This is a genomic window from Peribacillus sp. YIM B13481 (assembly GCF_042787985.1).
GTDB classification, from domain to species: domain Bacteria; phylum Bacillota; class Bacilli; order Bacillales; family DSM-1321; genus Peribacillus; species Peribacillus simplex_A.
Window position 1 is genome coordinate 24,559 of sequence record NZ_JBHZPE010000039.1, and the last position, 26,533, is coordinate 51,091.

General features: G+C 38.7%; 32 protein-coding genes. 21 read left to right on the forward strand and 11 right to left on the reverse strand.

The window, feature by feature from the left end:
* Nucleotides 1–5 precede the first annotated feature (5 nt).
* From treP to treR, 3 genes are all read left to right on the forward strand, one after another.
* On the forward strand, nt 6–1,457 hold the full coding sequence (gene treP, locus ACFX4X_RS18925; RefSeq protein ID WP_377385300.1) for a PTS system trehalose-specific EIIBC component: 1,452 nt from the start codon (nt 6–8) through the stop codon (nt 1,455–1,457).
* An 80-nt stretch (nt 1,458–1,537) separates the two neighbouring features.
* Nucleotides 1,538–3,208, forward strand: a complete 1,671-nt coding sequence (gene treC / locus ACFX4X_RS18930; protein ID WP_377385302.1) for an alpha,alpha-phosphotrehalase — start codon at nt 1,538–1,540, stop codon at nt 3,206–3,208.
* A gap of 31 nt (nt 3,209–3,239) precedes the next feature.
* Nucleotides 3,240–3,953 (forward strand): trehalose operon repressor, encoded by a 714-nt coding sequence (gene treR, locus ACFX4X_RS18935; RefSeq protein WP_377385305.1) that lies wholly within the window; start codon nt 3,240–3,242, stop codon nt 3,951–3,953.
* A gap of 208 nt (nt 3,954–4,161) precedes the next feature.
* On the opposite strand, the gene ACFX4X_RS18940 is transcribed toward treR, so the two are convergent.
* Nucleotides 4,162–4,509 (reverse strand): DMT family transporter, encoded by a 348-nt coding sequence (locus tag ACFX4X_RS18940; protein ID WP_089364980.1) that lies wholly within the window; start codon nt 4,507–4,509, stop codon nt 4,162–4,164.
* Nucleotides 4,510–4,534: 25 nt separating this feature from the next.
* Nucleotides 4,535–4,864: a DMT family transporter gene (locus ACFX4X_RS18945; protein WP_317777608.1), complete on the reverse strand. Its 330-nt coding sequence runs from the start codon at nt 4,862–4,864 to the stop codon at nt 4,535–4,537.
* A 405-nt stretch (nt 4,865–5,269) separates the two neighbouring features.
* On the opposite strand from ACFX4X_RS18945, the gene ACFX4X_RS18950 reads away from it, so the two are divergent.
* Nucleotides 5,270–5,731 (forward strand): GNAT family N-acetyltransferase, encoded by a 462-nt coding sequence (locus ACFX4X_RS18950; RefSeq protein ID WP_377385308.1) that lies wholly within the window; start codon nt 5,270–5,272, stop codon nt 5,729–5,731.
* Nucleotides 5,732–5,802: 71 nt separating this feature from the next.
* Here ACFX4X_RS18950 and ACFX4X_RS18955 read toward each other — a convergent pair whose 3' ends face one another.
* Both ACFX4X_RS18955 and ACFX4X_RS18960 read right to left on the reverse strand, forming a co-directional pair.
* Nucleotides 5,803–6,105, reverse strand: a complete 303-nt coding sequence (locus tag ACFX4X_RS18955) for a CotD family spore coat protein (RefSeq protein WP_284471101.1) — start codon at nt 6,103–6,105, stop codon at nt 5,803–5,805.
* Between the two features lie 138 nt (nt 6,106–6,243).
* A complete protein-coding gene (locus ACFX4X_RS18960) occupies nt 6,244–7,164 on the reverse strand; it encodes a phosphotransferase (RefSeq protein ID WP_377385313.1) in 921 nt (306 codons plus the stop codon).
* A 1,885-nt stretch (nt 7,165–9,049) separates the two neighbouring features.
* On the opposite strand from ACFX4X_RS18960, the gene ACFX4X_RS18965 reads away from it, so the two are divergent.
* Nucleotides 9,050–9,739, forward strand: coding sequence for an N-acetylmuramoyl-L-alanine amidase (locus tag ACFX4X_RS18965; protein WP_318687255.1), 690 nt, complete (start codon nt 9,050–9,052; stop codon nt 9,737–9,739).
* A 569-nt stretch (nt 9,740–10,308) separates the two neighbouring features.
* Here ACFX4X_RS18965 and ACFX4X_RS18970 read toward each other — a convergent pair.
* On the reverse strand, nt 10,309–10,947 hold the full coding sequence (locus ACFX4X_RS18970) for a LexA family protein (protein WP_089364973.1): 639 nt from the start codon (nt 10,945–10,947) through the stop codon (nt 10,309–10,311).
* Between the two features lie 134 nt (nt 10,948–11,081).
* Between ACFX4X_RS18970 and ACFX4X_RS18975 the strand changes: the two genes are divergently transcribed.
* Nucleotides 11,082–11,306 carry a helix-turn-helix transcriptional regulator gene (locus tag ACFX4X_RS18975; RefSeq protein WP_061462697.1) on the forward strand — a complete coding sequence of 75 codons (225 nt, stop codon included), beginning with the start codon at nt 11,082–11,084 and terminating at the stop codon, nt 11,304–11,306.
* A 47-nt stretch (nt 11,307–11,353) separates the two neighbouring features.
* Entirely contained in the window at nt 11,354–11,662 is a 309-nt protein-coding gene (locus ACFX4X_RS18980; RefSeq protein WP_377385318.1) for a hypothetical protein, read from the forward strand.
* A 149-nt stretch (nt 11,663–11,811) separates the two neighbouring features.
* Here ACFX4X_RS18980 and ACFX4X_RS18985 read toward each other — a convergent pair whose 3' ends face one another.
* A complete protein-coding gene (locus ACFX4X_RS18985) occupies nt 11,812–12,057 on the reverse strand; it encodes a hypothetical protein (protein WP_377385321.1) in 246 nt (81 codons plus the stop codon).
* A 345-nt stretch (nt 12,058–12,402) separates the two neighbouring features.
* Between ACFX4X_RS18985 and ACFX4X_RS18990 the strand changes: the two genes are divergently transcribed.
* Nucleotides 12,403–13,935 (forward strand): esterase/lipase family protein, encoded by a 1,533-nt coding sequence (locus tag ACFX4X_RS18990; protein ID WP_377385355.1) that lies wholly within the window; start codon nt 12,403–12,405, stop codon nt 13,933–13,935.
* Between the two features lie 243 nt (nt 13,936–14,178).
* Here ACFX4X_RS18990 and ACFX4X_RS18995 read toward each other — a convergent pair whose 3' ends face one another.
* Complete coding sequence (locus ACFX4X_RS18995) at nt 14,179–14,460, reverse strand: hypothetical protein (RefSeq protein WP_061462701.1); 282 nt, start codon at nt 14,458–14,460, stop codon at nt 14,179–14,181.
* 304 nt (nt 14,461–14,764) lie between these two features.
* Between ACFX4X_RS18995 and ACFX4X_RS19000 the strand changes: the two genes are divergently transcribed.
* Nucleotides 14,765–15,379: a glucosaminidase domain-containing protein gene (locus tag ACFX4X_RS19000; protein WP_377385324.1), complete on the forward strand. Its 615-nt coding sequence runs from the start codon at nt 14,765–14,767 to the stop codon at nt 15,377–15,379.
* Between the two features lie 243 nt (nt 15,380–15,622).
* Here ACFX4X_RS19000 and lexA read toward each other — a convergent pair whose 3' ends face one another.
* On the reverse strand, nt 15,623–16,246 hold the full coding sequence (gene lexA / locus ACFX4X_RS19005; protein ID WP_061462705.1) for a transcriptional repressor LexA: 624 nt from the start codon (nt 16,244–16,246) through the stop codon (nt 15,623–15,625).
* A 155-nt stretch (nt 16,247–16,401) separates the two neighbouring features.
* Between lexA and yneA the strand changes: the two genes are divergently transcribed.
* The 6 genes from yneA (at nt 16,402) to ACFX4X_RS19035 (ending at nt 20,950) form a co-directional block, all read left to right on the forward strand.
* Nucleotides 16,402–16,713, forward strand: a complete 312-nt coding sequence (gene yneA / locus ACFX4X_RS19010) for a cell division suppressor protein YneA (protein WP_061462707.1) — start codon at nt 16,402–16,404, stop codon at nt 16,711–16,713.
* 19 nt (nt 16,714–16,732) lie between these two features.
* Entirely contained in the window at nt 16,733–17,389 is a 657-nt protein-coding gene (locus tag ACFX4X_RS19015; protein WP_061462709.1) for a YneB family resolvase-like protein, read from the forward strand.
* A gap of 65 nt (nt 17,390–17,454) precedes the next feature.
* Nucleotides 17,455–17,688 carry a DUF896 domain-containing protein gene (locus ACFX4X_RS19020; RefSeq protein ID WP_061462711.1) on the forward strand — a complete coding sequence of 78 codons (234 nt, stop codon included), beginning with the start codon at nt 17,455–17,457 and terminating at the stop codon, nt 17,686–17,688.
* A gap of 223 nt (nt 17,689–17,911) precedes the next feature.
* Nucleotides 17,912–19,915: a transketolase gene (tkt, locus tag ACFX4X_RS19025; RefSeq protein WP_377385330.1), complete on the forward strand. Its 2,004-nt coding sequence runs from the start codon at nt 17,912–17,914 to the stop codon at nt 19,913–19,915.
* A gap of 294 nt (nt 19,916–20,209) precedes the next feature.
* Nucleotides 20,210–20,650: a sporulation inhibitor of replication protein SirA gene (gene sirA / locus ACFX4X_RS19030; RefSeq protein ID WP_061462713.1), complete on the forward strand. Its 441-nt coding sequence runs from the start codon at nt 20,210–20,212 to the stop codon at nt 20,648–20,650.
* Nucleotides 20,651–20,734: 84 nt separating this feature from the next.
* On the forward strand, nt 20,735–20,950 hold the full coding sequence (locus ACFX4X_RS19035) for a YneF family protein (protein WP_034312934.1): 216 nt from the start codon (nt 20,735–20,737) through the stop codon (nt 20,948–20,950).
* Between the two features lie 352 nt (nt 20,951–21,302).
* On the opposite strand, the gene ACFX4X_RS19040 is transcribed toward ACFX4X_RS19035, so the two are convergent.
* The 3 genes from ACFX4X_RS19040 to ACFX4X_RS19050 are packed head-to-tail and all read right to left on the reverse strand — an operon-like array spanning nt 21,303 to nt 23,042.
* Nucleotides 21,303–22,439 (reverse strand): zinc-dependent alcohol dehydrogenase, encoded by a 1,137-nt coding sequence (locus ACFX4X_RS19040; RefSeq protein ID WP_377385333.1) that lies wholly within the window; start codon nt 22,437–22,439, stop codon nt 21,303–21,305.
* A 13-nt stretch (nt 22,440–22,452) separates the two neighbouring features.
* Nucleotides 22,453–22,815, reverse strand: coding sequence for a spore coat protein (locus ACFX4X_RS19045; RefSeq protein WP_377385336.1), 363 nt, complete (start codon nt 22,813–22,815; stop codon nt 22,453–22,455).
* Nucleotides 22,816–22,826: 11 nt separating this feature from the next.
* Nucleotides 22,827–23,042 (reverse strand): spore coat protein, encoded by a 216-nt coding sequence (locus ACFX4X_RS19050; RefSeq protein WP_377385339.1) that lies wholly within the window; start codon nt 23,040–23,042, stop codon nt 22,827–22,829.
* 160 nt (nt 23,043–23,202) lie between these two features.
* Between ACFX4X_RS19050 and ACFX4X_RS19055 the strand changes: the two genes are divergently transcribed.
* The 6 genes from ACFX4X_RS19055 (at nt 23,203) to ACFX4X_RS19080 (ending at nt 26,357) form a co-directional block, all read left to right on the forward strand.
* The gene (locus ACFX4X_RS19055) at nt 23,203–23,406 is read left to right on the forward strand and encodes a hypothetical protein (protein ID WP_377385342.1); all 204 of its coding nucleotides are present in this window, start codon (nt 23,203–23,205) and stop codon (nt 23,404–23,406) included.
* Nucleotides 23,406–23,705 carry a spore coat protein gene (locus tag ACFX4X_RS19060; protein WP_377385345.1) on the forward strand — a complete coding sequence of 100 codons (300 nt, stop codon included), beginning with the start codon at nt 23,406–23,408 and terminating at the stop codon, nt 23,703–23,705. Before ACFX4X_RS19055 ends, ACFX4X_RS19060 begins: the two co-directional genes overlap by 1 nt.
* Before the next feature lie 187 nt (nt 23,706–23,892).
* On the forward strand, nt 23,893–24,312 hold the full coding sequence (locus ACFX4X_RS19065) for an RrF2 family transcriptional regulator (RefSeq protein WP_125161999.1): 420 nt from the start codon (nt 23,893–23,895) through the stop codon (nt 24,310–24,312).
* A 91-nt stretch (nt 24,313–24,403) separates the two neighbouring features.
* A complete protein-coding gene (locus ACFX4X_RS19070) occupies nt 24,404–24,790 on the forward strand; it encodes an IDEAL domain-containing protein (protein ID WP_284471090.1) in 387 nt (128 codons plus the stop codon).
* A 35-nt stretch (nt 24,791–24,825) separates the two neighbouring features.
* On the forward strand, nt 24,826–25,140 hold the full coding sequence (trxA, locus tag ACFX4X_RS19075) for a thioredoxin (RefSeq protein WP_377385349.1): 315 nt from the start codon (nt 24,826–24,828) through the stop codon (nt 25,138–25,140).
* 92 nt (nt 25,141–25,232) lie between these two features.
* Nucleotides 25,233–26,357, forward strand: a complete 1,125-nt coding sequence (locus ACFX4X_RS19080) for an NADH-dependent flavin oxidoreductase (protein ID WP_377385352.1) — start codon at nt 25,233–25,235, stop codon at nt 26,355–26,357.
* Nucleotides 26,358–26,533: the final 176 nt, after the last annotated feature.

Consider the following 26,533-nt stretch of genomic DNA (forward strand, 5'->3'; position numbering starts at 1 on the left):
GTGAAATGGGTAAATACACAGAACCAGCAATGGATTTGCTTCAACATGTCGGAGGGAAAGAAAATATTGCGACAGTTACGCATTGTGCGACAAGAATGCGTTTTGCTTTGAAAGTCCCCGCCAAGGCGGACGTAACGAATATTGAATCGATTAAACTTGTGAAGGGAACCTTTACACAAGCTGGCCAGTTCCAGGTCATAATCGGGAATGAAGTATCATCCTTTTATAATGAATTCGTTTCCATAGCTGGACTGCAGGAAGCGTCAAAAGAAGATGTGAAAACGGCAGCTAAACAGAATATGAGCTGGCTGCAGCGGATGATTTCCCATCTTGCGGATATTTTCACCCCGCTGATTCCTGCCATTGTCGTTGGCGGCCTTATTCTTGGATTCCGCAATATCATCGGGGATATAAAAATGTTCGATGATAGCACAAAGACACTTGTGGATATTTCACAATTTTGGTCAGGGGTCCACGCCTTCCTTTGGCTTATAGGTGAAGCTATTTTTCATTTCCTTCCTGTTGGGATTACATGGTCCATCTCGAAGAAAATGGGCACAACTCAAATTCTCGGCATCGTCCTTGGTCTGACCTTGGTTTCCCCACAACTACTTAATGCATATGCAGTGGCAGGAACGAAGGCAAGTGACATACCTTTTTGGGATTTCGGTTTTGCGCAAGTCGATATGATCGGCTACCAGGCCCAAGTCATTCCAGCTATACTTGCAGGGTTCGTTTTGGCGTATTTAGAACGGTACTTGAGAGATAAAGTGCACAATTCCATTTCCATGATCGTCGTTCCATTTTTTGCTTTACTTCCAACTGTGATCATTGCCCACACCATTTTGGGGCCTTTAGGTTGGAAAATCGGTTCAGTCATTTCTACGGTTGTATATTCCGGATTGAATTCATCAGTTGGCTGGCTATTTGCTGCCGTTTTCGGCTTTGCATATGCTCCGCTTGTCATCACAGGCCTGCATCACATGACGAACGCTATCGATCTGCAGCTTATGAGTGAACTGGGCGGAACGAATCTATGGCCAATGATCGCTTTATCCAATATTGCACAAGGTACAGCAGTTCTTGCGATGATTTACATCAACAGAAAGGATCAGGAGGAAAGACAAGTTTCCATTCCCGCCACGATCTCATGTTATCTCGGTGTAACCGAGCCAGCCATGTTCGGCATTAACCTTAAATACGGCTTTCCGTTCTTAGCCGGTATGATCGGTTCACTTTTCGCAGGCATCGTTTCAGTCGGATCGGGAGTAATGGCAAACTCTATCGGTGTTGGAGGGATCCCAGGTATCCTTTCCATCCAGCCACAGTATATGGGAATGTTTGCACTCGCGATGTTGGTCGCTTTCGTTGTGCCATTCATTTTGACTATAGCATTCTCCAAACGTCCTCAAATGAACTTGAAAACAAGAACGAAAACAACGAAATTAAATGCTTGATAATGCGGAGGGAGAGCATTCTCCCTCTTTTTTATCATACTGATAAATGATACACCCGGGACAGCAGAGGAGGAATTACAATGAATGATTTTAAAAAAAGCATCATATATCAAATTTATCCGAAGTCTTTTAAGGACTCGAATGGTGACGGCATCGGTGACATAAATGGTGTTATTGAAAAACTTGATTATTTGAACATACTGGGAGTGGATTATATTTGGCTGACCCCCTTTTATCGTTCACCTCAAAATGATAATGGATATGATGTAGCGGATTACACATCCATTGATCCTGCATTTGGGACAATGGATGATTTCGAGAGATTGGTGAAGGAAGCTAATTCGCGGGATATCCAGATCATGCTGGATATGGTATTCAACCATACATCAATAGAGCATGAATGGTTCCAAAAGGCATTGGCAGGAGAGAAAGAATATAAGGACTATTATATTTTCAAGAAATCGAAAGATGGAGAGCCCCCAACCAATTGGATTTCAAAATTCGGCGGCTCCGCATGGGAATATCTAGCGGAACATGATGAATACTACCTTCATTTGTTCGATCGGACACAAGCTGACCTTAACTGGGAAAATCCCAGAGTAAGGCGAGAAATCTTCAATGTAGTTAACTTCTGGCTGGATAAAGGTGTTAAAGGATTCCGATTGGATGTCATCAATCTCATTTCGAAACCTGATTCCTTTGAAAATGACAAAGAAGGGGATGGACGTTGCTTTTATACAGATGGTCCCAAAATTCATCAATTCCTTAAAGAGATGAATGAAGAAACTTTTGGGAAGGATGAAGAGGTGATGACAGTTGGGGAAATGTCATCGACGACCATTGATCATTGCGTCAAATATTCATCACCAGATGAAAAGGAGCTATCCATGGTATTCAATTTCCATCATCTAAAGGTGGATTACAAGGATGGGGAAAAGTGGTCCATTGCAGATTTTGACTTCAGGAAGTTAAAGGATATCCTAAGCAACTGGCAATATGGGATGCAAGAAGGGAATGGGTGGAATGCTCTGTTCTGGTGCAACCATGACCAGCCGAGGATCGTGTCCAGGTTTGGGGATGATCAAGAGTATCAAAAGGAATCTGCCAAGATGCTAGCAACATCCATTCACATGCTTAGGGGGACCCCTTATATTTATCAAGGCGAGGAAATAGGGATGACCAACCCGAAATTCAATGATATTGAACAATATCGGGACGTGGAGTCAATTAATTATTACAATATTTTAAAAGAGGAAGGCAAAGATGAGCAGGAAATAATCGAAATCCTTCAAGCTAAATCCCGCGATAACTCGCGAACTCCCATGCAGTGGGAAAATACGGAGCATGCAGGGTTTACAAAAGGGACTCCATGGATTTCAGTGCCTGATAATGGAAAGTTCATCAATGCTGAACATGCACTGATGGATAAGGATTCCATTTTTTATCATTACCAAAAACTTATATTTTTACGAAAGAAACATGATATCATTGCATATGGGGACTATCAGGAAATTCTTGGCGATCACGATCAATTGTTCGCCTATGTACGCAGTCATGAAGATGAGAAACTTTTGGTCATCAATAACTTTTATGCAAAAGAAGTGTCCTTCGAAATTCCAAAAGATGCAGACCTATCCGGATTCAAGTCAGAGCTCCTACTCTCGAACTATATCGATTCGAAAGACTTTGCAGATGACATTATCCTTCGTCCCTATGAATCGGTTGTCTATTTGTTGAAAAAGGACGAGTAGCAGACTAACAAAAATATATTGTGGTGATGAAATGAACAGCAAATACCTATCACTATATGGTGATATCGTTTCAAAAATTGAAGGAGGAACCTTTCCGACAAATTCAAAGCTTCCTTCCGAAAGCAGCTTCATGGAAGAGTATGACATCTCCAGGGATACTGTAAGAAAGTCCTTGCAATTGCTTGAACAAAATGGGTATATCCATAAAATCAAAGGCAAGGGTTCCTTTGTATTGGATTTCAGCAAATTTAATTTTCCTGTAGCAGGCTTGATTTCCTATAAAGAAATGGTGGAAAAGTTGAATCTGCATTCCAAAACGATCATCCATACCATGGAGCTTGAGTCCCCGGACACAAGCATGATCAAGCTTCTTAACTTAACTGAAGGTGAGGAAGTGTGGAAAGTGTTCCGGGTTCGGCAAATCAATGGAAATAAAATCATTCTGGACAAAGACTATTTCAATAGTGGGTTCGTAACTAATCTGACAAAGGAAATTTGTGAGGATTCGATCTATGGATATATCGAAAAGGAACTCGGGCTCCAGATTGGTTTTTCCAATAAGGAAATTACTGTGGAGCCATGCAGTGAAGAAGATAAACAATTATTGGACATAGAAGACTACGATATGGTGGCAGTGGTGAAAAGTACGGTTCATTTAATTGATGGAAGCTTGTTTCAGTATAGCGAATCCAGGCATAGACCCGATAAATTCAAGTTCACGGACTTTGCTCGACGGACTTGGTGAAACCCTGAGAAATATGCTGGCAAGCTAAGGAGGAAATGAAAAAACAAATAGGTTATTATGAAAAAAAGTCTGTAAAAATTAAATTCAAATGAAGGACTGATTCATGAAACTCAGCTCCATTCAAAAGAGAAGGTCGCGCAGGCGGCCTTTTCTAATGCAGTTCAGGGTATCGTGTTTTTCTTATAGACATAGGAGGAATCGCAAACCATTAGTTTGACGATCCTTCTGCTTGTTTGGGAGTATGGGAAGCATTTAGTAAAACCACTCCACCAATGATTAATACTAAGCCTCCTAATGTAGTGATGCTAAATGGCTCACTCCATAATAGTACGCCTATTAATGCAGTTAAAGCTGTGCCAATTCCTGCCCAAATGGCATATGCCAAGCTTAACGGAATTGTTTTAAGACATATGGATAAGCTATAAAATGCGATTCCGAATCCAATAATGACCCCAAATGAAGCGAATAAATGAGTGAATCCTTCAGATAACTTAAGCATGGTTGTGCCAAATATTTCACTTATGATTGATATTCCTAAAGCTATGTATCCTTTCATATAATTACCTCCGTTTCTCAAAATATTAATGAGCGTCGCCACTGGAGAGTTTCAAAACAACCACTCCGCCAATGATTAGGGCTAAACCTAAAATTTTTTTCAGGTTAAAGCTTTCTTTATAAACGATAACTCCCACTAATGCAGTTAAAGCAGTACCTATTCCGGACCATATAGCATAAGCCGTTCCAAGTGGAATTGTTTTAAGAGATAAAGACAGGCAATAAAAAGCCAAACCCATTCCAATTACAACACCAATTGAAGGGAATAACTTTTTGAATCCGTTTGATACTTTTAACATCGAGCTGCCAAACACTTCACTTATGATGGCTATTGCCAAATATGCATATGGATTCAAGATGAACTCCTCCAATATTTTCATTATTTCTTCACCAAGCATCTTAACATCCAAAGGCCCCATAATTAAACTAAAACCACCTATATCCAGTCTAATAATCCTTACCGTTTCAGGATATATCCTATCATGTTCCACAATATTAGGCTTATCCTATGATGGGCCATCTCGTATATCAGTAAGATTAAGAGAATCGGTTTGTACGCATTGCCTGCGAGACTTTTCTTTAAAACGAATGCTACTGGGCTGATCTTTCCTTTTGCAAGGCTCGCAATATAAGAAAGTCAAACAGGAACTTTTAGGGATTTTGCCGAATTAAGTTCATTAAATGCTTATGATAGGGTGAACTTCTTTCATGGAATTTATATTAAATAATGAATGTTTCATTGTATATACAGGGGGATTATTATGTATGTAAGTCAAACCCGGGATTATGAAGTAATTGCAAAATTAAATCAAAATGTCCACAGCCTGCATGCGAAACTATATCCTAAGTATTTTAAGGAATATAATTATAGTGCAATGAAAGAAACTTTCAAAAGTTTGGTTGAAAATAAAAGTTTTGTTTTTCTTCTTTTAAAAGAACATGAAGAACCGATCGGTTACGCATGGATTGAAATTAAAACCTATCCAGAAAGTGCTTTTAAAAATGAATATAAATCAGTATATGTGCATCAGCTTAGTATCGCTGAAAGTCAAACCCAAAAGGGCTACGGTAAGCAACTAATGAATGAGATATATGAAATTGCGAAAAAGAATGATATAGATTTAATTGAACTGGATTATTGGTTTGAAAACACTGATGCAAAAGAGTTTTATAAGAAACAACACTTTAAAAAATATAGGGAGTTTGCATTTAGACAGTTGTAAATCCTTTGAATGTCAAATTTCAAAGGTTGATGGAAGGAATTAATAAAAACCCCGAATCGGGGTTTTTTAAATTAATATCTTAGCATTCTCCTCGAAAAACAGGGGGATTGAGGAACTCCGCAAACAAAGCTTTGGGTATAACACTCTTTCACGATACTTCGGGTATGCGGTATATATGTGGTGAAATGTTTATTCACGGTAGTTGTATGTGTCGGGTGAAAAACCGGAATCACAGTGTTAATGACATTAGTTTTAACATATTGCTTTGTCGGCGAGATTTGAGGTGGATTATACTGAGTAGGGATTCTGTGAGGTGGGCAATATTGTAGTGGACATTGACCGCCTTTCGGATGCCCCCAGGGCTTATTATACATTTAAACACCTCCTGGATTTTTTTGGAATTCATTGTTAGTTTATGAAAAAAGTTGATAAAGGGACTGGTATAAATGCCTTTATCAAAAGTTCATAGGCATATCAGATCTGTCACTCCTTTTAAAAAAATTGAAGATACATTAATTTAAACGAATTTGGTTAATTGCTTGACGAACAAATGACTTGTGTCTTTTCTTCCAGCTATTTTCCTTGCTTTTTTCCAAGCCCCATTCAGGAAAATCAGATAACCGTAATGCGGCAAATAATTGCCAGAAGGGTAAGTTTGTAAAATTCAACTCCGGCATCATGGATTTATATTGAATGGTAAAGTCACTCATTGCATCCATTCCAAAATGAAATAAAATCTCGAGTTGACTATTGGCAAGGTCAGCCAAAGGGTCCCCTAAGCCTGAGTCTTCCCAATCAATTATAGAAACTAGTTTATCTTCTTTCCATAATATATTTCCTGGCCAATAATCACCGTGAAGGATCACTTCTTTATTCGTTGGGCGTAATGGCATGTATGATTTTAACAAATCTCTGATCAAGCTCAGATTTAAGGTTTCGTCCAGGATTGCCCCATCTTTACTATCTAACATTTCTCCATATGAATTTTCTAGTTTAGGGAGGAAAGATAAAGGTAGCTTCGCACAATCAACATGATGGATTTTTGCTAGATTGATTGCCAATTGTAAGATATGATCATTAAGATTTGAGGGGGTAAAATCTGGCTTGCCCTCAATAAACTCGATAAGTATACATGGCCTGGAAAAAACCTCACAGGATTGCTCGATGTAATAAGGCTTCGGTACAGGCAAACCTGCAGCCTTCAATATCCCTAAAAGCCTGTGTTCATCTGCCGCAATATTCGGATTCCGTTTCAAGTCATTATCACCATGCTGACGAAGGATCATCCTTATGATCCTCCCTGTAGATTGTAACATTTCAAGTCCTGTCACTTGAGCAGAAATTCCGCCTTTTAATTCCCATGCGCGAATGAGTTTGATGCCTGGATCCAACTTTTGAACCAATTGTTCAAACTTACCATATTCATTTTTCATACGTCTTCTCCTTTTAAAATCCCGGTCAATGTTCAGGCGTTTAAGTTCACATTATAGATGGGATATCAATATTAGCGTTCAAACACTTTTTTTCATGGCTCTTTTCGTAAAGATTGTTGTTTTTAAAACGAAACTATTTAAGGTTGATTGGAGCGGAAGTGCGAGACTCCTGCGGGAGCAGCGGGACAGGTGAGACCCCACAGGCGTTTACGCCGAGGAGGCTCACCGCCCGCCCCGCGGAAAGCGAGCATCTGAAGGGGGAATCAACCACAACTCACTACCTGGTAAATAGCAACATAGTATGTGAAAACAGCCTTTTTCATCTTTTAAGAAGTACCCACAATAAAAAGAGAAAAAATAGCACAATAGGGAAAGAAGAATCCATATTGTGCAGGATGCAATTGCGAAAAGGAATTTTCAGCTGCTGTTGGCCCAAAATCATTCTAATATAGATTATTAAGCAGCTTAAATGAGTGGAAAGATAGCCAATGGGAATAAAGGACAGTTTTACATTCGTTTAAAACATTCATCAATTTTTCTCCTGTAACGTTTAAAAAGTATTTTTATATCATCACTGTCTTCATCAGTTGCTTCAAAAGAGTTTTGTATAAGGTTAATCAACACCTGTTTCATTAGGTTTTGATCACATACTGCCTTAAGGGAGGTTGTTTGGATTCAAAAATAATCCGGATGCCTTAAATTTCACTGTGGTTCCATGAATTTAATGATATTCGATATGTTGGAGTAAATATTGTTTCTACTGATTTTAATAGTTTCATCAGGTTTTGCTATAAATATAAATTCATTAACGATGTTATTAATCCTATCCAGTTCCACCACTATGATCCCAAGATATTCTAGGATGCTTGCATCATGTATCCGCTCACTGATGATTTGGTTAAGGAAGTCAAAGGATTCGGATTTCATGGGCTATTCCAGCACCAATTCACCTGCAGCCGCTAATTTTTTCAATTCTCGAATTCTGCTTTCACTTCTTTTTTTCGGTGATATCGATTGCCGATCCGATAACCTCACATCAACCATCAAAGGATTCTATGGTGCAACAAAATGGTTATCATCGACTTCCCCTTCATTTAATTCACCGTTTCCCCACACCATGCCATTTTATAAAATCTTTGTTTTTGTGTTGCTTGTTCTATTGGTAAAAAGTCAGATGATTTTTTTCCAAATAACCATAGAAGTTGGAGTGATTGATTTTGTAATGAAATCCCCTTCAACGAAAGTATGAATGAAGTCGTTATCCTTTTTTATAAATTTGAATAAAGGTCCATTTCACGGGATTAAATCTCGGTCATAACATTATCCAAATCCTTAATTTCATTTGTTTCCATGTATCAGCATCCTTAAAAGAACCTGGTTAGTGAATTCCATATATTATGGAACCTCTATTTGATTTAAGTTATAGTTCAATTTTACCAAAGTAAAATAATAGAAGATAGCTTTTTCAAGAAGTCAAAAAGAGTCTCGTGCATTGTAGGGAATGTTTTAATCCTGCCATTTTAAAACAAAAAAGACTGAAGGCAAAAGAGATTTTATCTAAATTTTATAATAAAGTTGATTGGAACGGGTGTGTGAGACTCCTGCGGGAAAAGCGCGTCTATGGGAGACCCCGCAGGCGCAAGCAGAGGGCGGACCGCCCGCGGAAAGCGAGTTCCCTACATTCCAATCAACGTTCAAATTGTCTACAGACTGAAACACCAGGAGAGGTGTTTTTTTTTAGGGAAAAGGAAGAACGCATTTCATGTTAACCGTAGACCTAGTGAGGAAACCGAATCTAATATTATTATGAAATTTTCTTTAATCCGGTAGTTATGTGTACAGGCATTTGTTAATGTGCAACATAAGATTAATAGAGGTGAGTGAAATGGTAAAAATATTTATTGATCCCGGCCACGGCGGTACGGATTCAGGATCAGTGGGTAATGGATTGAGAGAAAAGGATTTAACTTTATCTATTGCAACTAGAATCAAAGACATATTATTAATAGAATATAATAACGTTTCTGTAAAAATGAGCAGGCCCCAAGATACGTACCCCTCTTTAGACGATCGGACGAATCAAGCGAACGCTTGGGGAGCTGACTTCTACCTCTCCATCCACATTAATGCTGGCGGAGGCACTGGGTATGAGGATTACGTTTATACGTCAACCAACCAGATAACGAAAACGTATCAAGATCATATTCATTCAGAGGTCATGAAGCTTATCAGCTTCCAAGACAGGGGACAAAAAACAGGCGATTTACATGTGCTCCGTGAAACGGACATGCCCGCACTCCTGACTGAAAATGGATTTATCGATAATGTCAATGACGCAGCCAAATTAAAAATGGCATCCTTTATTGAAACACTGGCTCGCGGACATGTAAACGGTATAGTTAAATGCTTCAATCTTACCAAGAAAATTACAGCGGTATACCATACTGTCGTTAGTGGGGACACTGTATACTCCTTAAGCGGGGCATATGGCAGTACAGTTCAGCAAATTAAGGATTGGAACGATCTTGACAGCCAGTTCACCATTACCGTAGAGCAGAAATTGCGGGTGAAATGAATAATTTATAGTTGACTGGTTAAATTATTTATAGCTTCCAGAAAGCACATCACGCAGATAGTCCTTCTCTAAAAAGAGAGGGACTTTTCCCGTTTCCGCCATTCTTTCAATAATGGCGGAAGCCTTTGTGAAAATATTGAATATATTTTTAACCTTAACTGTTTTTTTTGGAATTATAAAAAAGCAATTCTAAAACTGATAAACGGGGAAATTAAAGATTGAAAGACAGCGATGGCACAGCCTCTTCACAAATCATAAATTTGCACTGAAGGCAAATACAGAAGGTTTTTCTTATGAGGTTGAACATTTACTGGGAAAAATAAAGGAGCACCTTGGCTGGGTTGACAAAATGGTTTAGTCTGCATAAAAAGCAAGGAGATTGAAAAAAGCGTCCTGGGCGAAGTTAGTTGCCGAATGCATTCACTCATAAAAAATAATATTAAAAAGCACAAACCAAAATGGCTTGTACCTAATATGTATAAGTGGATAAATGTTTGACTTAACGAATTGAATTAATCTATGTATTTTAGCTTGTCACTAATTTGCAAATGAAACCCTAGAGTTGGGTATTAATCGTATATTTTAATGGCCTGTACCACTTTTCCTAAAATTCGGACTCTATCATTTTTGATATGATAGGTTTTTTCTTCATAAAAAGGATCCGTGCTGCAGGGGATGAGTGTGATGTTTTCTTCATTGATAATCACTTTTTTGACTGTACCATCGTGACCATTTACTAAGACCACACCAATTTTTCCGCTGTCGACGTAGGTTGTTTTTTCAACGAGGATCAATGAACCGTCACTGAATTCTTTGTTCATGCTGTTGCCTTTTACTCTAAGGAAAAAATATTCCTTGTTCGATTTTAGCATGGAATTTAACGTCGGCATATACGCTTCTATATATTCGTTGGTAAAGTTAGGCTCTCCGGCAGGTATATTTCCATAGACACCAATTAATCTGACATTCTTTTCATTTAAAAATTCCATTGCAGGATCATTTCTAATGATAGGTGCTCCTTCAATGAGGTGGGATAGCGGGATTTCGAAGCATGTGGATATCATGCTCAATTTATCCATTAAAGGTTTATTCCGTCCGGATTCCCATGCTGATACTGCCGTTGGGGCCACTTTTAATATGTTTGCCAAATCTTCTTGTGTCATTTTTCTTTCTTTTCTTAACATTTTAATCCTTTCACCAATGTGCATATTTCTTCACCTCTAACTTGAATATACACTATGAGTGAAAGTGAGTAAACTTAAAGTGCGTGAATTTTACAAAAAATCGTTGGTAACTATACTTCAAGTGTGATATCATTTTTTTAGATAGGTGGTGACAAGGTATGACAAACGTTAAGTTTACACTTAAACAAGCGAGGAAGTATAAAGGGTTAACCCAAGAGGAAATGGCTAAAGTGCTAAAAATGGCCAAGAGGACCTACATTGACTATGAGCAATATAAGATTCCTCTGCGAATCGATAAGGCGTATATGTTCGCTGAATGTGTAGGATTCTCCATCGACGATATCATTTTTTTTGACCCTCATCTACACTTCAAATGTAGTTGAAAGTTCAATCGATATTGTGTGTCTATACTAGAGAAGCCATTCCTGGAATGAAAAATCTAATCAATAGTAATCCTAACCTGCCAAGGGACAAAGTTCATGGTTATGATGATTCGAGTGAGAATGGAAAGAAGGTGAGAAAAGTGGAAAGAGAAATTAGGTCTATTGAAGTTGCAGTAGGAGTTGCTGTTAGCACCTTTGCGATTGGAAAGGAAATTCGTGGAGAAATCATTGAGGATATTATCCTACACAACGGTATATTCAAACTGTACAATCGAAAGGATGAGCTTATCACTGAAGTCAATTATCCAGTTCTCAGGGTGAAATACAGGTATGATGGGGGAGGGGTAAGTGCTTAACGGAGTTAATAATCCAAACTCCGAATCGGCATGCTGGTAGTGTTTTTATGGAAATGTACTTGATGGCGGACCCAATTGTTATGGACTCACCCACAGGGGGAAACATTTTGATGGAGTATCATGAGAGCTGTTTAAGTGAAATGTATCGATCATTTGTATAAAATAGCCGTTTGATACTGGAATTCTATTAATACAGCCAATTGCTGTGATTTATTTCTTACAAAGGACGGATTTAAAAACAACATGATTAGGGGCAATTGGACAGTGGCATATTCGACGGAAAAATTAATAATGTTGTTCATAAGAAAGTCAAGCCCTCTATCCTTTGAAGGAGAAGGGCTTGTTTTCTTTTTTTCTTCGTGTTTACTAGCAATCGCTATTAACATATCCTTCATAAGTTCTTCTGAAGCCAATCGTTCAGGAAGTGATGTGAACCAGATAAACTCATGTAGGCATCAAACTAACCCGAATTTTTTACAAGGCGCACTCTTTTTAACATCTTCATACTTTATCTCTATATTTATAATTTTCTTCTAGTTTTTTTTTCCCATCTTTTATGAAGTTAGCAGGTAATGGCAGGAAAAAGTACAAATATAAACTAATGAATGATATAGGAGACCCGTAAAGGAGGGCATTGATAATAGGTGAATTCGAAAAATAACATGGGAGGAGAATAACAATTGAAAAGGAATATAATCAATTATGTCGTTTTTCTTGTCCTCATACTAACCATATTAATTATGGCAAAGCCGAACTTTTCCTCAGCGGGAAAATTGAAGCCGCCATCCGAAACTTTCAACCCAGGGGATTGGTTTCTGGGAAGTACCCCTCCCAACCTTGACACAAATAAACCACCGATCGTATTTGTCCAAGGTAAAAATGGCAATTCAGCCAGCTGGTACGGTGAAACGGACTATCACGGTGTCAATGATATGTATACTAAGGCATATGAAGCGGGCTATCAAACGGTTTTTGTTCAGCTTTACGATTCTGCTGGAAATGGATCAGTTAGCCAATATGCTAATGGAAGGCTGCTAGCTCAAATGCTTGCAGAAATCAGTAACCATTTCGGGGGCGAAAAAGTAAATATTATAGCTCACAGCAAGGGGGGGCCAGACACCCAAGCGGCTCTAGTACACTTTGGAGCACACCAATATGTTGGAAGGGTCATCACTTTAGCTTCCCCTCATCACGGTTCCAACTTGGCTGATTTGGCATATAGCTGGTATGCGGGCTGGCTTGGTTCCCTATTGGGCCAAAAAGATGAAGGAACTTATTCTTTACAGGTTGGTAAAATGGCGGAGTTTCGTTCTGTCACGGATAACCATGTTAACGCCCGGAAAAATATGTATTTCACCGTGGCCGGTATGAATAGAGGGCCGGTTCTTTCCGCTTTATCAATGGGTGGACAATATTTATCTTCATATGGAGAAAATGATGGCTTAGTGAATGTATGGAGTACAAAAATACCCTACGCGTCACATTTATTTACGGATCCCAACTATGATCACGACAATATTCGAATAGGTTCAGCTGTATTTTCAAGGATTGAACCCTATTTAAGAAGCACTTCTATTGCTGGGATTCCTGGTTTAAATGTCAATTATAAAGAAAACGTTGAAGATGATGTCATCACAACCGCTCTTTCGCAAACCGTCCTGGGAGATGTCCTGCAACAAAATGTCTGGAACGAACAAAGTTTCCATGTAAATGAAGCAGCTCCAAGTGATATAACCATATACACTGCCACAAATGATGTCGAGGTTGAATTGATTTCTCCATCTAATAAAAAGTATAGACCTTCCTTAAAAGTTCAATCTGCAAAAAATCAAACTTCCTTTTTTAATGGTGCAACCATACAAACATTTAATAGGAATAAACTTGAAATTGGTGACTGGAGAGTGCGAATGAAGACTAAATCACCAAAAGATGCATACCTTTTCACGGCACAATTTAACGAAAAGAATCCGATTACATTAAGTATGGCTGGAAAAGTTAAGCAAAAAGATGCTAAATTTATCATTAAGAATCCGATGAATGATAAAAAAAGGCCAATCAGCACAACATTTCTGGTTCATCTAATAGATGAAAGCGGTAAAGAAATTAGTGGAAAAAGCACAATTCAGGAAATGGATACCGAAAATTTTTCGGGTACCCTTCCAGAAGTGCCTAAATCAGGTGTTTATAATGTAACAATTGACGTCAAGGAAAAAAGCGTGAATGGTCCTGAAAGAACCCGTACGCTGATTCGTTCGGTCTATATTGAAAAGTAGTGGAACTTACCAAAAAATCCCCTCTCTTAATTGAGAGGTTTTTTTAGGTTGAAATGTGAAGGTGTGAATTGGTTTTATTTACTTTTACTTTGGGCTATGTTGATTCAGCTAAGTAAAAAGCTATGCCGTAATTGCCATAAAGGAATGAATATTGGATTGTTCGATGGGAATATAAGCTAGTTTGGTATCCTGGCAGAACAAGATTGATGACCCTAGGCGTGTGCTATCATGTATAGTTCAATCCTACTTTTGATAAGATTCTCTATAAGACAAAATACTAGTTTTGAGAGCAGCATAGTTGCCTATGCTTGCATAGCCATAAAACCAGCCCATGAAAATTCCTGCAACTAAATGGTGTCGATGGCTGATGAAAATGGAAATGAATAAGCCTAGAACCAAAGCGATGGCAGGGATGAATTTTGGAGGAATTGGAAACATGACCTTAATAAGTTGAGTAAGTGTCATGATGGTAGGGATGGCTATCACTGCATCCCAAAAGTTTGTATGGATAGTTGGGAAGTCCATAATGTCACCACCTTAGAAGTTTTCACAATTAATTTTTACCATTTACAAAGGATTTATACCATATTAATTAATGCAATATAAACGATTGATCAATGAAAGTTGATACAACAAGTTTCGAAGACTTTCAGAGTTCAATGTGAAGCCGCTCAGTGTATGCTTGCTCTTTTTTGATCATAGTGAAGACAATTAACCAAATATCAGTACCTTTTTTGCTGGACATGCTTGTAACCCTTTTCATGGTTTAGAATATGATATGAATGAAGATAACCAGTTAAGAAAGTGAGCCCTAATAATGGAGGTTCTAATGAGCAAGGAAACGTTTATTAAGGAAATTGCTCCATATGCCCTGAAAATTCAAAAGGAATTTAAAATTTTGCCTTCTGCGATCATTGCACAAGCTTGTTTGGAGAGTGGATATGGGACAAGCTTTTTAGCAAATCAAGGAAAGAATATATTCGGTACAAAAGATGATTTTAAGGGCGAGTCAGTCATTATACAAACAATTGAATACGTCAACGGTGCACCCGTTCAAGTATGGAACAAATTCAGAAAATACCCAACATGGGAAGAAAGTCTAAGAGATCTTGCCAATCTATATGTAAAGGGAACTTCATGGAATAGAAGTTTGTATACAGCCGTCATTGGAGAACAAGATTACAAAAAAGCACTCAAAGCGATATTCGATGCGGGTTACGCCTCGGATCCGAAATATATAGAAAAACTGGCGAACCTAATCGAAACAAGCGATTTAACTAAATATGATGAAAGCATCGAAGAGGTCTATCATATCGTCAAAAAAGGGGATTCCGTATCTGCGCTTGCAAAAGCATATGGTTCTACGCAAATGCAGATTCAACAGTGGAATGGATTGGTCGATCTTAACCTTATTAAAGTGAACCAAAGATTAAGAGTGAAATGAACATTTACAGGGAGCGGGGTTTTATCTCGCTCTTTATTAATTTTATGGTTTCATATTTTTCCTAAAGTACATATATCCAGAAAGCGATACTTTGCCTATCAACCGCCATAAATGAATAATGTTTTAATACTCCATGAAAACACGCTTCTATTAAAAAAATATTTCAAACCTAGTCTTCCAAATGCATAATGAGAGAATTTCGGACATAAATTAAACAAACAAAAAAAAGCGCGTTTAGCGCTTTTAATGTATTTGTCTATATAAGCCTATTACTTTTCCAAGTATCGAAACATCTCTTAAAATAATTGGTTCCATATTTGAGTTCTCAGGCTGAAGCCTTATGTAATCCGGTTCCTTAAAGAATCGTTTTACAGTGGCTTCATCATCTTCCGTCATGGCCACGACGATATCTCCATTATTGGCACTGCTTTGTTGTTTCACGATGACATAATCTCCATCATGAATTCCTGCTTCAATCATACTTTCACCCATGATTTCTAGCATGAAAACATGGTCATCATGTGGAACCATGCTTTCGGGAAGCGGAAAGTATTCTTCTATGTTCTCAATTGCAGTTATCGGCATGCCCGCGGTTACTTTACCAAGTAACGGCACGTTCACGACACTAGCTTTGGGGATATTATTCGCTTCCTCCAAGTTTAGTATTTCAATGGCCCTCGGCTTGGTTGGGTCACGTCTTATCAGACCTTTACTTTCCAGGCGGGATAAATGTCCGTGTACTGTTGAACTTGATGCAAGTCCCACTGCTTCGCCAATCTCCCGGACGGAAGGTGGATACCCTTTTTGGCGGACCTCTTCTTTAATGAAATCAAGGATATCTTGCTGCCGTTTTGATAGTTTAGTCATATGTGCACCTCTTCTCCAATGTTCTTTGCCCCATTATAGCATGGCCCCCAATTCTATACAAACATAAGTTCGAATTTAGTTGTTGACTGAAACAAACGTTCGTATTATAATTTTGACATAACATACGAACGAACATTCGCTTTGGAGGGATATTTATGAAAAAAATATACAAAAATTATGTATATACGATTCTGTTAGCTGGATCAGTATTCATCTTTTCAATTTTATTCTCTTGTACATTGGACAATGATCAAAAAAAAGATTTCCTTTCTATAGAAGTAGGTGAAGGCGACACCCTATGGGGAATTGCCGAAAAATATGATGAAGCTGATTTGACAAAAAAAGAATTCATTGGTTGGATAGAAGAGCATAATGGAGTCAGGGCAGATTCGATTAAACCTGGTCAAGTCATTGTCATACCGGTTAAAGGGGAAGAACTTGTTCAGAATTTGGCAAGTCAGCAGTAAGCAGTGAAGGTAGGGTATTATGAAGGCAATAATCTATTGTAGGGTTAGCACAGAAAAAGAGTCACAGGAGACATCATTGGCAAGGCAGGAAGATGAATTAGTCAAATTGGCCGAAAAGTTGGATATGGAAGTTGTTTCCATAATAAAGGAGCAGGAAAGTGGTTATGAGTTAAACCGGGATGGCATTTTTGACATGATCGAACTATTTAAAGCCAAAGAAGCCGAAGTTCTATTAATCCAGGACGAAACAAGACTAGGAAGAGGGAATGCCAAAATAGCCCTTTTCCATGTCATCCTTAAAGAAGACGTGAAAATTTATACGCTCTCACACGATGGGGAAATAGAGTTATCGGATTCGGATGCCATGGTCATCCAGATAGTCGGTATTGTAGAGGAATATCAAAGGAAATTACATAACCTAAAAATAAAACGCGGGATGATAAGAGCCGTTGAAAAAGGCTACCGCCCTCAAAACAATCTTCAGAACCAAAGGAATTCTACTGGAAGGGAACGTATGGAAATTCCCATTGAAGAGATTATTAAACTCCGGGCCAATGGATTGACATTTGCAGAAATCGCAGCCACTTTAAGGGGCTTTGGATACAATGTATCCAAAGCTACGGTGAACAGGCGTTTTCTCGAACATCAACTAAATATACAGGAAAGTCAATCATAGAACTTGTAATTTCGCTTTTTTTTTAATACCATGACAATATCCGCAGATTACGAAGGAGCGAAATTATGCTATCAAAAGAAAAAATAGCCCGTATTAATGAACTTTCTAAAAAGGCAAAGGCTGAAGGTTTAACGGAAGTCGAGGCGAAAGAGCAAACCCAATTAAGAAGTGAGTATTTAGAAACATTCAGACGGTCCATGTCCGATACGTTGGAGCACGTGAAAGTCGTTGATCCAGAAGGAAATGACGTCACTCCTCAAAAGATAAAGAATATTAAAGAAAAAAGAAACTTACATTAATGCTTGGACTATTATCATGAAACACCCCATTTTAAGCTTTAAGGATTAAAAAGGGAGTGCATTCATGTATGTATTCTCCTATTTAGCTTAATCTAAATAGGGGACTTCTTTAATTTCCAGAAAATATTGTAATATCGGGGTTTTAAATAGTGTTTTTAGTTGTGATATTATGCTGGTCACTATAATATAAAGAGGTACATTACAGGAAGGGATGTTTTACGATATGTTAGATAAATTAGATGCACTTTCTATCAATACGATTCGTACATTATCGATTGATGCAATTGAAAAGGCTAATTCCGGCCATCCAGGCATGCCCATGGGTGCAGCGCCGATGGCGTACAAATTATGGACTGAATATATGAATCATAACCCGAAAAATCCAGATTGGTTTAATAGAGATCGCTTCGTTCTTTCAGCTGGTCATGGGTCTATGCTGTTATACAGCCTTCTTCATTTATCGGGCTATGGCTTATCTATCGATGATTTGAAAAGCTTCCGCCAATGGGGCAGTAAAACTCCAGGACATCCCGAATTCGGACATACCGCTGGGGTAGATGCAACGACAGGACCTCTTGGACAAGGTATTGCAATGGCAGTCGGAATGGCAATGGCAGAACGCCACTTGGCAGAAAGCTATAACCGTGAATCTTATAATGTGGTCGATCATTATACATATAGCATTTGTGGGGATGGAGATTTAATGGAAGGTGTTTCTGCAGAAGCGGCTTCATTAGCAGGACATCTGCAACTTGGAAGACTTGTCGTTTTATATGATTCTAATGATATATCCCTTGACGGCGACTTAAGTCAATCATTTAGTGAAAGTGTAGCAAACCGGTTCAAATCTTATGGATGGCAATATGTCCGCGTTGAGGACGGGAACGATCTTCAGGAAATTGCCAAAGCGATTGAAGAAGCGAAAACCGATGAGGCACGTCCAACATTAATCGAAGTGAAAACGGTTATTGGTTACGGTTCACCAAACCGTTCAGGTAAATCTGCTGTTCACGGCGCTCCGCTTGGTGCAGATGAGCTGAAGTTGACTAAGGAAGCTTATAAATGGACATTCGAAGAGGATTTCCATGTTCCAGAAGAAGTTTATTCTCACTTCAATGAATCTGTTGTAGAGGCAGGCGCCCAAAAAGAAGAAGCTTGGAATGAATTGTTCAAAAATTACAAAGAAGCACACCCTGAGTTAGCCAAGCAATTGGAGTTGGCAATCAAAGGTGAACTGCCTGCTGAGTGGGATCAGGAAATTCCGGTTTATGAAGAAGGAAAAACATTAGCTTCCCGTGCTTCAAGCGGAGAAGTATTGAATGCAATTGCCAAAAAGGTCCCTAGCTTCATTGGTGGTTCTGCAGATTTAGCAGGATCTAATAATACTGCCATCAAAGGTGAGACAGATCTATTACCTGGTAATTACAGTGGCCGTAATATATGGTTCGGTGTACGTGAATTCGCTATGGGTGCGGCTTTAAATGGAATGACCCTTCATGGTGGATTAAAAGTGTACGGAGGTACATTCTTCGTATTCTCTGATTATTTGCGTCCTGCCATAAGAATGGCAGCACTGATGGGACTACCTGTAACGTATGTTTTCACCCACGATAGCATTGCTGTAGGGGAAGACGGACCGACACATGAGCCAATCGAACAATTAGCATCATTGCGGGCAATGCCTAACCTAGGGGTAATCCGTCCAGCTGATGGCAATGAAACGGCAGCAGCTTGGAAAGTGGCTATGGAGTCTACAAATAAACCGACTGCCCTTGTACTGACTCGTCAAGGGTTGCCAACAATAAAAGATACTTCCGAAACTGCTTATGATGGTGTTTCAAAAGGGGCTTACATCATATCCGCTGCTAAGAAAGAAGAAGCGGATGCATTACTACTTGCGACTGGTTCTGAAGTGAACTTGGCTGTGGAAGCACAGAAAGCTTTAGCGAACGATGGAATTGATGTTTCGGTAATCAGCATGCCATCATGGGATCGATTTGAAACTCAATCTAAAGAATATAAACAAAGTGTAATCAATCCAGCAGTGAAAAAACGTCTAGCTATCGAAGTGGCTTCACCGTTTGGCTGGGATCGTTATGCAGGTGATGAGGGTGAAATATTGGCCATCAATCATTTTGGAGCTTCTGCACCAGGCGGTAAGATCATGGAGGAATTTGGTTTCACTGTAGAAAATGTAGTTGCTCGTGTTAAAGAAATGCTTAAATAATAGTAATGGGGAACTGACACCAACTAGTTTGGTGTCAGTTTTTTTATCGAACCTTCTAATTGTATGTTGAAAGTGCTCTTATTCTCTGGGATAGCATCCATTCGACAAAAAAAGAAAAAAATTTCTCCAGCAAACAACATATCTTTTTAGTTTGTCAATATATAATGAGAATAAATAATTTTCGTTTAAATGTGTCAGTTAAAGGGGAAAGTCATCAAGGGTAGGAAATAATGGAAGGTCCTGATGGTAAGTTGTTCTGGTGACCAAAATAGGAATGCTAGGAGGCGTTGGCTGATGAGAACCTATCAAATCTTTTTAATCGAAGATGAATTTGCCCATCATTATTATGGAAGAGAAAAGCTATTTTTCAATTTGTTTTTGGAGTATATTCAAGCAAGGGGCAGACTGAAGAGTATTTTGCAAAAACAAATCGAATTTGTCACCAAAACAGTCCCCATTATCCAGTTGCAGGTAGCAATTGAACAACGTTTACAAAAAAAGATGAATTTTTGGTCTCAAAATGGAAAATACTATTTAGAAAAAACAAACGGATCAAGTAAAGCCGTGTTAATCATCCAGGATGAGTCCATTACGCTTAAAGCTGAAGGAGACTATGAAGCGGAGACGGCTTTCTTTGAATGCATTCGAAAATATGAAGCGAGTTTTCTAGCCATTGATTTTGAACACGAAAAATACGGTTGGTTAAAACCGATAAAAGAAAGAAAATTTGTCTAAATGGGGGACTTTTCGGTAGCGGGTATTGTATAATAACCTTTGGTCTAGTACACTGATGTTAGACAACACGAAGGAGGAAATAGTATGTGGGTTTACATTCTAGTTGGCGTACTGGCATTGATTGCTGGAGTAGTGCTGGGATTTTTCATCGCTCGTAAATACATGATGGATTACTTAAAGAAAAATCCGCCAATTAACGAACAGATGCTGAAAATGATGATGATGCAAATGGGTATGAAACCATCCCAAAAGAAAATTAATCAAATGATGAGCGCCATGAATAAACAACAAACAAAATAATAAGCATGAAATACCGCTATTATAACCTTGTTTTTATAAAAAGATAGGATAAATGTAAAGTTATAACGATAAACCACGTAAGGATCGAACCTTCAATTGATTTAAGTGATAATTAAGTTTATCTTCCTTTTTAAACGTAAAGCCACTTTTCCTGGACGAGTTTCAGGAAAAGTGGCTTTTATTTTGGAGTTCGAATATCATTGGTAACAATTTATGAGAATGGGAAGCAATAAAGGTTTTGGAACTAGAAGAGAAGCAATAGTGGACTTGAACTTGTGAACTAAGCTAAATAGCTTGAAGAATAGTACCTGGAGTCAATAAATTCAGTAACCTACAAAATATCACTGCTATGTCAGGGCTTCAGCACCACTTTAATGCATCCGTCTGTCCTTGTATCGAATACTTGATAACCATGTTTAGCTTGATCGATTGGAAGTACGTGGGTTACGACATCGCCAGGATCAACCTTTCCTTCAGATATAAGGTTATAGAGATATGGCATATAAGGGATAACAGGAGCTTGTCCGGTCTTGATATCCACGTTTCTTTGAAATATATCTCCTAACGGAAATCCGTTATAACGCCCTCCGTAAACACCTGTTATTTGAATGGTTCCAGCTTTACGCACGGCTTGGGAGGCAATTACAATACCACCCATGGCACCTCCATGCAGCTTAAGGCCAGTTGCAAGATATTCCATAGGAGTCATTTTACCGCTCATGCCAGAACAGTCAATAACGATGTCGGCTCCGCCTTTAGTTATTTCTTTGAGATATTCCCCTACGTTTTCATATTGTTCGAAATTAACAATTTCGACTTTATTTGTCCGTTTAGCATGTTCCAAACGATAGTTGAGATGATCGACGGCAATGACCCTTTTCGCTCCTTTGAACCAAGCGAATTTTTGAGCGAGTAATCCAACGGGACCGCAGCCTAAAATGATAACTGTATCACCAGGTTTAACTCCTGCATGGTCTACGCTCCAAAATGCAGTTGAAGCTGCATCTGCGAGTAATACCAATTTTTCATCTTCTACCTCACAGTCTTCTGGAATCTTAAAAGGTGTGAAATTTCCATAAGGAACCCGCATGTATTCTGCTTGTCCTCCCGCATACCCACCAGTTGTTTCTGAATATCCCAAAAAACCACCTATTTCGCCATGAGGGTTTGAGTTATCGCACTGACTTGTAAGGTCATTCTCGCAATACCAGCAGCTTCCGCAGCTAACGTTAAAGGGGATGATTACACGATCTCCCTTTTTTAACTTATTTACACCTGGACCGACTTCCTCGACAACTCCCATTGGCTCGTGGCCAATAACATAATCCGTTGGCATATTTGGAATCATTTGGTGAATCAAGTGCAAATCCGAACCGCAAATGGCTGAAGTTGTAACTTTTACGATAATATCATCTGAATTTTTGATATGGGGATCTTTAACATTTTTGACCTGCACGTTTTTATTGCCCTGGTAAGTTACGGCTTTCATAAAACTTCCTCCTCTATTTATTTGGCGTTGCGAACATTCCAAGTCTATCTGTATCGTTTGGGAATAACTTCATCCGAGCGATGCTAATTGCCATTTCAGCTGATTTCAAATCCAATTCAACTTGCTTTCCTAAATCATTTGGATAAAGCCAGTCTTTACTTATCATTAAATCGGATATTTCAGCATGTAAATCAATGGACTGCTCCATTTGCCGGTATAGGGCTTGTCTCAATTCTGGACTTATTGTTTCCGTTATAGCTATTGCATACGTATGAATCCCGCTTTTGATTGACAGTAGGAAATCCAGGGCAAAAGAAGAATCAGCCATTTCAGGCATATGTTCAGCGCCTTGGGGATCTAAATAATCCATTTCCATTAAAGCTCACCTCATTGTAAATAGTTTGTTCGGGCACCTTCGTAAAAACTCTTCAGTTCATTAATGGCTATTATGGATTGCTGTACGTCTTTTTCCATTAATGCCTTTAAATCATTATCGAAACAAATTCCTTGCATTAATTTGGATTTCATCAAGCTTATTGTTTTAAAATTTATTATTTCATGCGTCTCCATGGTTTCATGAAAGGCCAGCTTTTCATTTTCCATCCAATCACCCCCTAAGTCTATGTAACAAAAGTAATTTTCCCTATTCAACTCATTGGTATACAGGGGGGCTAGGTTTTACCTTCTTTAAAAACAATGAATAAGACCTTTTGATCAACGAAAGATAAGTAAGTGAATGTAAATGAAAGGAGAGATACTTTTAATGGAAAAGTTAGGACTGCATGAAACGTTAGAATTGCATGAAATATTGAATTTCAAAAGCCTATGTTTATCCAAAAGTTCTATAATGAACGGATTAGTTCGAGATACGGAATTAAAAAACATTCTATTACAAGACATCAGCAGCGGCAGAGAGCAAATTCAAAGATTACAGGAAATTCTGGTTAATCAAGGAGAGGGGAAATAATGACCAACTTTTTGCAAAATATGGCGGGTATGAGTGGAATGACCGATCAGGTAATTGCAACTGACTTTCTGATTTCTGCCAAATCAGGAATTAGAAATGCGGCTTTCGCTGTAACTGAAACAGTTTCACCTGAACTGAGGGCTGCATTACGGGAACAGCTTAGGTCCGCTGTAGAAACACATGGGATCATAAGTGATTATATGGTTTCAAAAGGATATTATCATCCTCAGGATATAAGTGAGCAAGCGCAGGTGAATCTAAAAGCGGCTAATACAGCATTGAATCTTTCTCAACAATAAGATTTTGGCGAGTTTGTGAAAAATGGTTCCGCTTTCCAAAAGCTAACTGATGAAGTGCCCTCTATCCTTTGATAGGGGGAAATTTCATTGCAATAATAAACAGATCAACAAAGTTGAGTTTTTTGAGTTGACTTTATCAACTGTAAATATTAAGATTACAGTAATCTCCTTGAGGAGGATGCAAAAAGTGAATAGTGATTTTACAATAGCTGTGCATAGTTTGGTCTATTTAGCTTATCTACCAGATCATATGGCTAGCAGTGAGTCTATCGCAGAAAACGTTTGTACAAACTCGGCAAGGATTCGGAAAATGATGAGCTGCTTACGGAATAAAGGATTTGTTAAGACTAAAGAAGGTGTGGGCGGAGGTTATATTCTTGACTGTAACCCTGAAGAGGTGAGTTTGGCAGATATTTATATAACGGTCTCGCATGGAGCCTTGAAGCCAAAGTGGTGTACAGGTGATCCGGAGAAAAAATGTGTCATATCTTCCAATACCCAGGTAGTCATGGATCAAATCTTCGATGAAGCTGAGTTATATTTTGAAAAATATTTAGAAGATATTACTCTCAGCACTTTTTTGGAAAAAATTAAACAATGTCCGTGATATTGATTTAGTTTTTTCTTTTGCCTTTACTGTACATTTTATTTTTACAGTTAATAATTGATAACAATAGAATATAAAAGGGGTGTTAAAAATGGCCGGAAAAAATCAGTTAAATAATGGGGATTGGGTACAGGGAAGATCAAGAGATGGAGAACTTATCCATGGTTACATTGAAACGGTAAGCGCGAATCGAGAATTCGTTAAAGTGAATGTGGTGGAAAGTGACAATGAAAAAGCGGTAGGGAAATCGATTTCGATTCCGAGTAAATGGACTGAAAAGTTGCCTGATCTAGAAATCAGTAACGAAAGTCATCTTTTGGCATTAATTGATTTGGCTTTACTATCTAAGGATGAAACATGGTTTATGGAGTTATCCGGTAAATTGGAATCGATTAAAATCCATCCGAAAATAAATATCAGGAAATCCGAGTTTCTTATCCCGGGAAATAGAATCGGGAAACTTGATTTAAATAGATGATGAGTCAAAACCATTTATACAAGGAGGACATGATCATGACAATTGAACATGTAACAGATGATAATTTTGCAAGTGAAATCAAGGAAGGTTTAGTACTGGTTGATTTTTGGGCACCGTGGTGCGGACCATGTAAAATGATTGCCCCAATGCTTAATGAAATAGATGTTGAAATGGGTGATCGGGTTAAGATCGTAAAACTGAATGTGGATGAAAATTCAGATACGACAAGCGAATATGGAGTGATGGGAATTCCAGCCCTTATTTTATTCAAAGATGGAGAAAAAGTAGATCAAGCAATTGGCTTACAGCCTAAAGAAGCCATTTCGGCATTCATTGCCAAACATGCATGATTAATATGTTTTAAACATGAGGTTGTGAGAATTTTAGGACTTATACCAACCAACACCTGTAAAGGGTTGGTAACAAAATGGAGGATTACTAAATGAATTCTAAATTTACACCATTATTTGAATCGTTCAATTTAGGAAAAGGGATAGAAGTAAAAAATCGATTGGTGATGGCGCCTTTGACAAATTTCTCTTCGAATCCTGACGGGACTGTAACCGATGCCGAAGTTAACTATTATGAACGTCGGTCTGGGGGGGTAGGCATGGTTATAACGGCTTGTACCTACGTGTCAGCAAATGGAAAAGGTTTCCACGGAGAATTTGGCGGTGATCAGGATGAAATGATTCCTAGTCTTAGCCGCTTAGCTTCAGCAATTAAAGCGAAAGGTGCTAAAGCAATCCTCCAAATTTTTCATGGCGGCCGCGAGGTTCCACCGGAATTAATCCCGAATGGCGATGTCGTCAGTGCAAGCAATATCCCATCGGAAGGCGAAGGTAAAACAGTACCTCGCCCACTTTCTGAAAAAGAAATTGAATCGATCATTCTAGACTTTGGTGAAGCAACTAGGCGTGCCATTGAAGCTGGTTTTGACGGTGTCGAAATTCACGGAGCAAATGGTTACTTGCTTCAGCAATTCTTTTCGCCCCATTCAAACCGTCGTGAAGACAAGTGGGGAGGGACCCTTGAAAAGCGCCTGACTTTTCCATTAGCGGTTGTGGATGCAGTGAAAAAGTCTGTTGCTGAACATGCAAATGATCCGTTCATCGTTGGTTATCGCTTTTCACCGGAGGAACCGGAAACACCGGGAATCACTATGGATGATACCCTTGCATTAATTGATGGATTAGTGAAAAAGGATCTGGATTATCTTCATGTTTCATTAATGGATTTTTGGTCAAAAGCAAGACGGGGAGCGGAGGTTGACCGACCTCGGATAGAAATTATAAAAGAACGTATCGGTGATCAAGTTCCTATCATCGGTGTTGGTTCCATCTATACAGCGGATGATGCAATCAAAGCACTGCAATCAGGGGTTCCGTTAATCGCATTAGGCCGTGAAATCATAATTGATCCTGAATGGGTACAAAAAGTGGAACAAGGCAGGGAAACTGAAATCGTGACAAAAATAAACAAGGATAATCAGCAGCAACTTGATATTCCAGACCCATTATGGCAAGCGATCATCCATTCTCCAGGCTGGTTTCCGGGGATTGAATAGGTAGGTCTCCATATTTAATAAAATTTAACGATACTATCTTGTCACAAGAATTCGATAGCACTGGAGAAAGTGAACAACAAAAAGAAGACCTAGTCATTATGTGAAGTGAACCCAAAAAGTTAGACACTTTATTTAATTAGGCAACCTTGAGGGCATGAACCCGGTAATCTACTGGG